The following is a 9,242-nucleotide window of genomic DNA, read 5'->3' as shown; positions in this document are numbered from 1 at the left end:
GTGGCAAATAGGCTAACTGAACCACCGCTATCGCAGGCAAGCCAGCTCCCACCTTTAGATCTCTGTTAGCCGAAACGGTAGATGTCCATCCCCAGCGCGCCCAAGGTGAACCCCTGATGCGCCACACTGAAATCCCCTCCGGCGCCCCGTGCAAAGTACAACGGCAACAAATGCTCATCGCTGGGATGGCTGCGCACGGCATGCGGCGCCTGGCGGCGGTAGTCGTGCAGGGCCGCTTCATCGTTGGCGGCAAGTTTATCCACCACCCAATCGCGAAAATCCCGCGCCCACGGCTCGATGCTCTCAGGGCCGGCGCGCCAGTTCAGCTCACCCAGGTTATGGGTGATGCTGCCGGAGCCGATCAACAGCACACCCTGTTCGCGCAGGCTCGCCAGGGCATGCCCGACTCGGGTTTGCAACGCCGGGCCCATGCGGCTAGGCAAGGAAACCTGCACCACTGGAATATCCGCCGCCGGGTACATCAGTGACAGCGGCACCCAGGTGCCGTGGTCGAAGGGGCGGCGTTCATCGAGTTGCGCGTCGAGGCCATCGGCTTGCAGCAGCCCGACGATTTGCGCGGCCAACTGCGGGTTGCCCGGCGCCGGGTACTGCACGGCAAACAGTTCGGGAGGGAACCCACCGAAGTCGTGCCAGGTTTGCGGGGCGGCGCTGCCAGTGACGAGTAATTGGTCGCTTTCCCAGTGCGCCGATACCACCACAATCGCCTTTGGCCGTGGCAGTTCAGCCGCCAAACGGCGCAGCGCCGGGCCACTGGCACCGGGTTGCAGGGCGAGCATGGGCGAACCGTGGGAGATAAACAGGCTGGGGAGCATAAGTCGGGTCCTGAGGGTTAACATAGGCCCATCTTCAATCAGATCATTGATCTAAATCTAATATAAGTTTTAGCGCCTTTTGATCGATTTTTCAGGGTGATTTATGGAGCCTAAGTTTTGGCAAGAGCGCTGGGCGCGCAATCAAATTGGCTTTCACCTGCCTGACGTCAACCCTTACCTGCAACGGCATTGGCCGAAACTGGTACTGCCGGTTGGCGCAAAAGTGCTGGTGCCGTTGTGTGGCAAGAGCCTGGATATGATCTGGCTCGAAAGCCATGGGTATCGCGTAATGGGCGTGGAATTGTCGGAGCAGGCGGTTGAAGCCTTCTTCAATGAGCAATCGTTGACGCCGCATATCCGCCAGCAAGGCGCGTTCAAGGTGTATGCGTCCGGCTTGATCGAGGTGTGGTGCGGCGACTTCTTCGCTGTCGACGCCGAGGCGGTGAGCGATTGCACAGCACTCTATGATCGCGCGGCGTTGATCGCTCTGCCGCCGCTGATGCGGGCGCAATATGCTGAGCATCTGAATACGCTTCTGCGCCCTGGTTGCAAGGGGCTGCTGATCACCCTGGACTATGATCAGACGCAGAAGGCTGGGCCGCCATTTGCGGTGACTGACGAGGAAGTCAGGGTGTTGCTGGGCTTGCGTTGGAGCCTGACTGTACTTGAAGAGCAAGACATCCTGGGCGAGAGCTGGAAGTTTGTGCAGGACGGCGTTACGCGGCTGGAGGAGCGTGTGTATCAACTGACTCTGCGTTGACTATTGCATCGCCATCGCGGGCAAGCCCAGCTCCCACAGTGAATGCGTTCCAATGTGGGAGCCGGGCTTGCCCGCGATGGCGTTATCAGCACCTACAAAAAAGGGGCGATCAAATCGCCCCTTTCTGTGTCGTATCAGCCCCGACGACGCAGCGCGTCGATACGCTCCTCCAGTGGCGGGTGGCTCATGAAGAAGCGGGCAAAGCCTTGCTTGATGCCACCGTTGATGCCAAACGCGGTCAGGCTGTCGGGCATGTGTACCGGCAGGCCCTGTTCGGAGCGCAGGTGTTGCAGCGCTGCGATCATTGCACCGGTGCCGGCCAGGCGGGCGCCGGCTTCGTCTGCGCGGAACTCGCGTTTGCGTGAGAACCACATGGTGATCGCACTGGCCAGGAAGCCCAGCACCACTTCAGCAAAGATGGTCGCCACGAAGTAAGCGATACCACGGCCTTCTTCGTTCTTGAAGATCACCTTGTCGACAAAGTTGCCGATGATCCGTGCGAAGAACATCACGAAGGTGTTCACCACGCCTTGTACCAGCGCCAGGGTGACCATGTCGCCATTGGCTACGTGGCCGATCTCGTGGGCCAGCACGGCCTTCACTTCGTCGTAGGAGAAGCGTTCGAGCATGCCCTGGCTCACCGCAACGAGCGCGTCGTTCTTGTTCCAGCCGGTGGCGAAGGCGTTGGCTTCATAGGCGGGGAAGATCCCGACCTCAGGCATCTTGATGCCGGCCTCGCGGGACAGTTGCTCAACGGTTTGCAGCAACCATTGTTCATGCCGGGTGCGTGGCTGGGTGATGACCTGGGTGCTGGTGCTCATCTTCGCCATCCATTTGGAGATGAACAGCGAAAACAGCGAGCCGGCAAAACCAAAGACCGCACAGAAAACCAGCAGCTGATTGAGGTTCAGATCAACCCCGTTGGCCGCCATGAACCCGTTGAAGCCGAAAAGGCTCAGGGTGATGCTGGCAATCAGCACGACCGCCAGGTTAGTGGCCAAGAACAGCAGGATGCGCATCATGGTTGTAGAGTTCTCCTCATGCTTAATATGTCGCGTACTGCGGGGTATATAAGGTGCGGCCTAAGGTGATTCAACCGAGCGACTATTTCAAACTGTGTCCTACAGCATCAATGTAGAGCCTTGAAGGGAATTTCTGACCTGGAAAGTGACGGGTGATCACCCCGCTCATGCCTTGGCGCCCTGTAATTACAAGGGGTTGACCGGTGCGTGGTGTGCAGCGGCGAGCGAGGAGGGGAGGCAGGCTAGAGAAGTGTTGCCAGATACTCGCTGTACGACCGAATGGCGGTCGTACAGCGACTTTTAGATTACTGGCGATAGGACTTGAGGAAGTTGCCGATGCGACCAATGGCCATGTCCAGGTCATCCACACGCGGCAAGGTCACCACGCGGAAGTGATCCGGCCACGGCCAGTTGAACGCCGTTCCCTGCACCACCAGCAGCTTTTCCGACAGCAGCAGGTCGAGCACGAATTTCTCGTCGTTGAGGATCGGGCAGACTTTCGGGTCGATGCGTGGGAAGGCATACAACGCGCCCATGGGTTTCACGCAGCTGACGCCCGGGATCGCGTTGAGCAGTTCCCAGGTGCGGTTGCGTTGCTCCAATAGACGGCCCTGGGGCAAGACCAGGTCGTTGATGCTCTGGTAGCCGCCGAGAGCGGTCTGGATCGCATGTTGGCTCGGCACGTTGGCGCACAGGCGCATATTGGCCAGCATGTCGATGCCTTCGATGTAGCTCTGGGCATTGTGCTTGGGGCCCGAGATGGCGATCCAGCCGGAGCGGAAACCCGCCACCCGGTAGGACTTGGACAGGCCATTGAAGGTCAGGCACAGCAGGTCCGGTGCCAGGGAGCCGGTGCAGATGTGCACGGCGTCGTCGTAGAGGATCTTGTCGTAGATCTCGTCGGAGAACACCACCAGGTTGTGCTGGCGCGCCAGTTCGAGCATGCCCAGCAACACTTCTTTGGAATAGACGGCGCCGGTGGGGTTGTTCGGGTTGATGATCACCAGGGCCTTGGTGTTCGGGGTGATCTTGGCCTTGATGTCGGCCAGGTCCGGGAACCAGTCCGCGCCTTCATCGCACAGGTAGTGCACCGGGTGGCCGCCGGCGAGGGTCACGGCAGCGGTCCACAGCGGGTAGTCGGGCGCCGGCACCAGCACTTCATCGCCATTGTTGAGCAAGGCCTGCATGGACATCACGATCAGCTCGGACACGCCGTTGCCCAGGTAGATGTCTTCGATGCCGACACCTTCCACCTGCTTTTGCTGGTAGTACTGCATCACGGCTTTACGCGCGCTGAACAGGCCCTTGGAGTCGCTGTAGCCCTGGGCTGTCGGCAGGTTGCGGATCACGTCCTGGAGGATTTCGTCCGGCGCTTCGAAACCAAAAGGCGCCGGGTTGCCAATGTTCAGCTTGAGGATGCGATGGCCTTCCTCTTCCAGGCGTTTGGCGTGCTTGAGCACCGGGCCGCGAATGTCGTAGCAGACGTTGGCGAGCTTGTTCGATTTGCTGACCTGCATGGCGATGTGATCCTGAAAATGAACGATCCAGACGGCGTGGACACTACCGTACTGCGAAACCTGCGGGGCTCGCACCCATAAATACGTTTGAATGCCGGTAGCGCGGGTGCCAGACTGGCGTTTTGAAGAGGCGCAATCATACGTGCCGCCTGATCCATGGAAAAGACACAGATCAGGGTTTTTCAGTTGCCGAGGTGTATCGATGGATAAGTTGCAGAAAACCGTTGAAGAATGGAAGGCGATGCTCGATCCGGAGCAGTACAACGTGTGCCGTCTCAAAGGCACCGAGCGACCTTTCAGCGGCAAATACAATGCCACCAAGACTGATGGCGTGTACCACTGCATTTGCTGCAGTGAGCCGCTGTTCGATTCCACCACCAAGTTTGATTCCGGCTGCGGCTGGCCGAGTTTCTACGCGCCGATTGCCGACAGCGCGATGATCGAGATCCGTGACATCAGCCACGGCATGATCCGCACCGAAGTCACCTGTGCCAAGTGCGACGCGCACCTGGGGCATGTGTTCCCGGACGGTCCGCCGCCCACCGGCCTGCGTTACTGCATCAACTCGGTGTGCCTGGACCTCGTTCCACGCTGACTGATCGTTCCCACGCTCCGCGTGGGAACGCCTCCTGTGACGCTCCGCGTCACGACTTTAGAAGCGAACGCAGAGCGTTCTGGGCTGCATTCCCACGCGGAGCGTGGGAACGATCTATGTGCAGGCATCACTGCGGTCAATTAAATTGCACGCAATTGAATTGCCTACTACCTTTATAGCTCTTTCTCCATATCCGAGGCGCTGCCATGAGCGACAACCTGCTGAGCATCCCGTGCACCACCATCAAGGGTGAGCAAAAGACCTTGGCCGATTTCGCCGGCAAGGCCATTTTGGTGGTCAACACCGCCAGCAAATGTGGTTTCACCCCACAATACAAAGGCCTGGAGCAGGTTTGGCAGCAGTACAAGGACCAGGGTCTGGTGGTGCTGGGCTTTCCCTGCAATCAGTTCGGCAAACAGGAGCCAGGCAACGAAGGGGCGATTTCCGAGTTCTGCGAGCTGAACTTCGGCGTCAGCTTCCCGCTGTTCAAGAAGATCGACGTGAATGGCAGCGACGCTCACCCACTGTTCGTGCAACTTAAAAAACAAGCGCCGGGGCTGCTGGGCTCCAAAGGTATCAAGTGGAACTTCACCAAATTTCTGATCGGCCGTGATGGCAAGGTGGTCAAGCGTTTTGCCCCGACCACCAAGCCCGAAGCCCTGACCCAAGAGATTGAAGCTCTGCTCAAATGACCGACTTGCCCCGCGTGTCCCTGGCGCTGGACGACCAGCTGTGTTTCAAGCTCTATGCCGCGTCCCGAGCGGTGACGCGGGCTTACAAGCCCATGCTCGACCAGTTGGGCCTGACCTACCCGCAATACCTGGCGATGCTGGTGTTGTGGGAATGGCACTGCGCGACCCCAACGCAACCCACGGTCAAGGCCCTGGGCGAGCGCCTGATGCTGGACTCTGGCACGCTGACGCCGCTGCTTAAGCGCCTGGAACAACTGGCGCTGGTGCAGCGCCGGCGCAGCGCGCTGGATGAGCGCGAGGTGCATCTGAGCCTGAGCCCCGCGGGCGTACAGTTGCGCGACCAGGCCCATGCCCTGAAAACCCGGCTGCTGTGCGACAGCGGTGTCGACCTGAACCAGGCCGACGTCTTGCGCAATGGTCTGGACGAGCTGCTGGCGCAGATCAAAAACTTGTCGAGTTCGGCACCCACAGGTCCAGCAGGGCTTTGAGCTCTTCGCGGCGAAACGGTTTGGCCAGGTAGTCATCCATTCCCGCCGCCCGGCAGCGCTCGCGTTCTTCCGCCAGGGCGTTGGCGGTCAGGGCGACGATAGGCAACTCCGGCCAGCGCCCGCTGCGGCGAATCTGCCGGCTGGCCTCGTAGCCGTCCATCACCGGCATATTGCAGTCCATCAACACCATGTCGAAGCGCTGCTCCTCCAGCAACTTGAGCGCCTCGCCGCCATGGGCAGCCACAATCACTTCGCAGCCGAGCTTGCTGAGCATGCCCTTGGCTACCAATTGATTGACCGGGTTGTCCTCCACCAGCAGGATGCGCGCGCGATGTGCCAGGGGCACGGTTTCCATCTGGACAGGGTCGAGGATCAGTTGCGCCTCGCTGCGCAGGTTGCGCTGCAGAATCTGATACAGCGCGTTGCGGCTCAACGGGCGTGCCTGTTGCTGCAGCGGCATCAGAGCCGCGACTTCTTCGCTGGGCATGAAGTTGCCATAGGCCGTCACCAGCAGGATCGGCGCGCTGATGCCAGGGCGCAGGCGGAACAGGCACTCCGGGCAATCGGTGATCAGCAGGTCGGGGGCCAGCCCGGTCAGGTCGTCATCCTGGGAGTAGCAGCGCAGCGCCAGCCCCCAAGCCGGCAGCAAGGTGCCGAGCAATTCCGCCAGGCCACTCCCGGTGTTGGTGATGGCGATGACTTCGCCCAACAGCGGCGCTTGTCGTGCGGCCGGCAAATGTGTGGGCAGCGGCAGGTCGGCGCAGAACTGGCTGCCAAAACCGACTTCCGAGCTGATGCTCAAGCGGCCCTTCATCGCTTCACACAGGTTATGCGTCAACGCCAGCCCCAGCCCGGTGCCGCCGAACTGGCGTGTGATACCCGCACCGGCCTGGGTAAACGGCTGGAATATTTTCACCTGCGCTTCCTGGGCAATGCCGATGCCGGTGTCACAGACTTCGATTTTTACCCGGCCACCCTCGGCACTGAGGCGCACGTCCACACGCCCGAAGCGGGTGAACTTCAAGGCATTGGAAAGCAGGTTGCTGACGATTTGCCGCACCCGTGTCGGGTCGCCAATGACTTGCGCAGGAAACAGCGGGTCGATCAGGCAGGTCAACTCGACACTCGGCGCCGCGTTCTGCGACAGCAGGTTGGCGGTGTCTTCCACCAATGAGCCGAGGTCGAACGGGATGCGTTCGAGCTCCAACTGGCCGGCGTCGAATTTCGACAGGTCGAGGATATCGTTGAGCAGTTCCACCAGCACCTTGCCCGAGTCGTGGGCGATGGACAGTTGCTGGCGTTGTTCGGCGTTCAGCGGGCTGTCGAGCGACAGCGCGATCATGCCCAGCAAGCCATTGAGCGGCGTGCGGATCTCATGGCTCATATTGGCCAGGAACGCGGCGCGCGCCTGGGCCATGGCCAGGGCGGTCAATTTGGCGGCTTCGAGTTCATCGTTGGATTGGCTCAAGCGCTGGTTGCTGGCCTTAAGCTCCAGAGTGCGTGCCGAGACGATATCTTCCAGTTGGCCCAGGTACTCGGTGAGGCGGTCCTCGGCATGGCGCCGTTGCTGGATTTCGGTCTGCATGTTTTCGAATTGCTGGTTGGCGACGTTCACCAGCACGCCGATTTCATCGTTTTCGTGACCCGGCGGGCAATCCAGGCGAGCCTGCTTGCTGGTGCTCAGGGCACGGATGATGCGCACCAGTGGCTGGGTCAGCATCACGTAGAACAGGCCCAGCAGAATGCCTGTCAGCAGCAGGCTGCGGGCGAACCCGTTGAGCAAGGTTATCTCGGCGCGGTGCAGGAAACGGCTGCCAAAGGCGTAGGTGTCGACGTCCAGGCGCAGCACGCCGAGGGAATCCTCGGGCATGTGGCTCAGGAACAGTCGATCTTCAAACAAGCGGTTGGCGCCAAACAGGAAGTCACTGATGGGCCGGTAGGCGCTCTCTTTGCGCGGCCGGTTCACGTCGGCCAGTACCACGCCATTGTTATCGACCAGTTGCGCGTGGGTGATGGCCGGCGAGTGCAACAGGCCCAGGGTCAGTTCCTGGGCAAGTTCGGCATCAATGTTGTAGGCGATACGTGAGGCAGGGTTATGGCTGATTTCGATAAGTGAGCGTATTTCACGGTTGATCGAGGCGTCTTCGCTGGCATAATCAATGCCGATTTGGATCAGGCTGAGCAAGGTTCCCAAGACGAAACCGACCAGCACAGTCAATCGAGCTTGTTTATAAGACAAGCGGTGGGCGAACTTGATATCCATCGGGTGTTGAACCACTTCACGTTTCCCTTCGCCCGGCAAGCATAGCTGAACATCCACAGGCTTTGGCTTGGCCGGCATGAATCGTTTTATACGCAGCCTCGTGGGGTCTGCCACAGGGTTGCCAATACGCCATCTTTTGCAAGAACTTGCCAGAGGAATAATCGTGGATTCTCGATTGAATGCCTTTCTTGAGCGGGCCGATGCGGTCCTTGCGCGCCTGGAACCGCTGTTACCTGCACCGCGCCAAGCCATCGATTGGAATAACTGCCTCGCCGCCCGTTGGCAGCGCGAAGGTCGTACTGGCTTTTTGCTCCCGCTGGAAGTGAGCCTGGACATGCGCCTGTCCGACCTTATCGGCGTGGACAAGCAACGTGAGCAACTGGCTCGCAACACTCAGCAATTTCTCGATGGCCTGCCCGCCAACCATGCGTTGCTGTGGGGCTCGCGCGGCACCGGTAAATCCTCCATGGTGCGTGCTTTGCTGGCCCAGCATGCCAAGGCCGGTTTGCGCCTGATTGAAATCGAGCGCGATCACCTGGCTGACCTGCCGCGCGTGGTCGAGCAACTGCTCAAGCTGCCGCAACGGTTCATCCTGTTCTGTGACGACCTGTCTTTCGAAGCGGGTGAGGGCGATTATCGCGTACTCAAGAGCGTACTGGACGGCTCCCTTGAGCAAGCGCCGGAAAATGTGTTGCTGTATGCCACCTCCAACCGTCGTCACCTGGTGCCGGAAAACCAGAGCGACAACGACAATTGGAAGCGCGTGGACGGTGAGTTGCACCCCAGCGAGGCGGTGGAAGACAAGATCGCCTTGTCCGACCGTTTTGGCCTGTGGCTGTCGTTCTATCCGTTCAGCCAGGAACACTTCCTGGATGTGGTCGAACACTGGATCGGCGAACTGGCCAGCAAGGCTGGCTTGCAGTGGCAGCGTGATGAAGCCCTCGACATCCTGGCCGTGCGCTGGGCCACCGGGCGTGGCAACCGCAACGGCCGTTGCGCGTATCAATTCGCCCGTTACTGGGTGGGTCTCAAGTTGTTGGAGCGTCAACCATGATCGATTTACAACATGCCG

Annotated in this window: 9 protein-coding genes; 5 read left to right on the top strand and 4 right to left on the bottom strand. The window is 60.0% G+C overall.

Features of this window, described 5'->3' with window-relative positions; genetic code table 11:
- Positions 1-65: 65 nt before the first annotated feature.
- Entirely contained in the window at positions 66-833 is a 768-nt protein-coding gene (locus tag FEM54_RS16220) for a DODA-type extradiol aromatic ring-opening family dioxygenase (protein WP_138451885.1), read from the bottom strand.
- Positions 834-936: 103 nt separating this feature from the next.
- Between FEM54_RS16220 and FEM54_RS16215 the strand changes: the two genes are divergently transcribed.
- Positions 937-1,593 carry a thiopurine S-methyltransferase gene (locus tag FEM54_RS16215; RefSeq protein ID WP_138451883.1) on the top strand — a complete coding sequence of 219 codons (657 nt, stop codon included), beginning with the start codon at positions 937-939 and terminating at the stop codon, positions 1,591-1,593.
- 134 nt (positions 1,594-1,727) lie between these two features.
- On the opposite strand, the gene htpX is transcribed toward FEM54_RS16215, so the two are convergent.
- On the bottom strand, positions 1,728-2,615 hold the full coding sequence (gene htpX, locus FEM54_RS16210; protein WP_017136167.1) for a protease HtpX: 888 nt from the start codon (positions 2,613-2,615) through the stop codon (positions 1,728-1,730).
- A 305-nt stretch (positions 2,616-2,920) separates the two neighbouring features.
- On the bottom strand, positions 2,921-4,132 hold the full coding sequence (locus FEM54_RS16205) for a pyridoxal phosphate-dependent aminotransferase (protein WP_017136168.1): 1,212 nt from the start codon (positions 4,130-4,132) through the stop codon (positions 2,921-2,923).
- Positions 4,133-4,334: 202 nt separating this feature from the next.
- Here FEM54_RS16205 and msrB point away from each other — a divergent pair, with 202 nt between their 5' ends.
- The 3 genes from msrB to FEM54_RS16190 all read left to right on the top strand — a co-directional run bounded on the left by msrB (position 4,335) and on the right by FEM54_RS16190 (position 5,907).
- Positions 4,335-4,727: a peptide-methionine (R)-S-oxide reductase MsrB gene (msrB, locus tag FEM54_RS16200; protein ID WP_099549067.1), complete on the top strand. Its 393-nt coding sequence runs from the start codon at positions 4,335-4,337 to the stop codon at positions 4,725-4,727.
- Between the two features lie 206 nt (positions 4,728-4,933).
- Positions 4,934-5,419: a glutathione peroxidase gene (locus FEM54_RS16195; protein WP_099549066.1), complete on the top strand. Its 486-nt coding sequence runs from the start codon at positions 4,934-4,936 to the stop codon at positions 5,417-5,419.
- Positions 5,416-5,907, top strand: coding sequence for a MarR family winged helix-turn-helix transcriptional regulator (locus FEM54_RS16190; protein WP_017136171.1), 492 nt, complete (start codon positions 5,416-5,418; stop codon positions 5,905-5,907). Before FEM54_RS16195 ends, FEM54_RS16190 begins: the two co-directional genes overlap by 4 nt.
- On the opposite strand, the gene FEM54_RS16185 is transcribed toward FEM54_RS16190, so the two are convergent.
- Positions 5,861-8,170, bottom strand: a complete 2,310-nt coding sequence (locus FEM54_RS16185) for a hybrid sensor histidine kinase/response regulator (RefSeq protein ID WP_099549109.1) — start codon at positions 8,168-8,170, stop codon at positions 5,861-5,863. The two genes, FEM54_RS16190 and FEM54_RS16185, sit on opposite strands and share 47 nt — an antisense overlap.
- Positions 8,171-8,333: 163 nt before the next feature.
- Between FEM54_RS16185 and FEM54_RS16180 the strand changes: the two genes are divergently transcribed.
- Positions 8,334-9,224, top strand: coding sequence for an ATP-binding protein (locus tag FEM54_RS16180; protein ID WP_017136173.1), 891 nt, complete (start codon positions 8,334-8,336; stop codon positions 9,222-9,224).
- The last annotated feature ends 18 nt before the right edge of the window (positions 9,225-9,242 follow it).

Source organism: Pseudomonas edaphica, assembly GCF_005863185.1.
GTDB lineage: Bacteria > Pseudomonadota > Gammaproteobacteria > Pseudomonadales > Pseudomonadaceae > Aquipseudomonas > Aquipseudomonas edaphica.
Note: the sequence above shows the minus strand (reverse complement) of the source record. Positions and strands in the feature narration are given on the sequence as shown.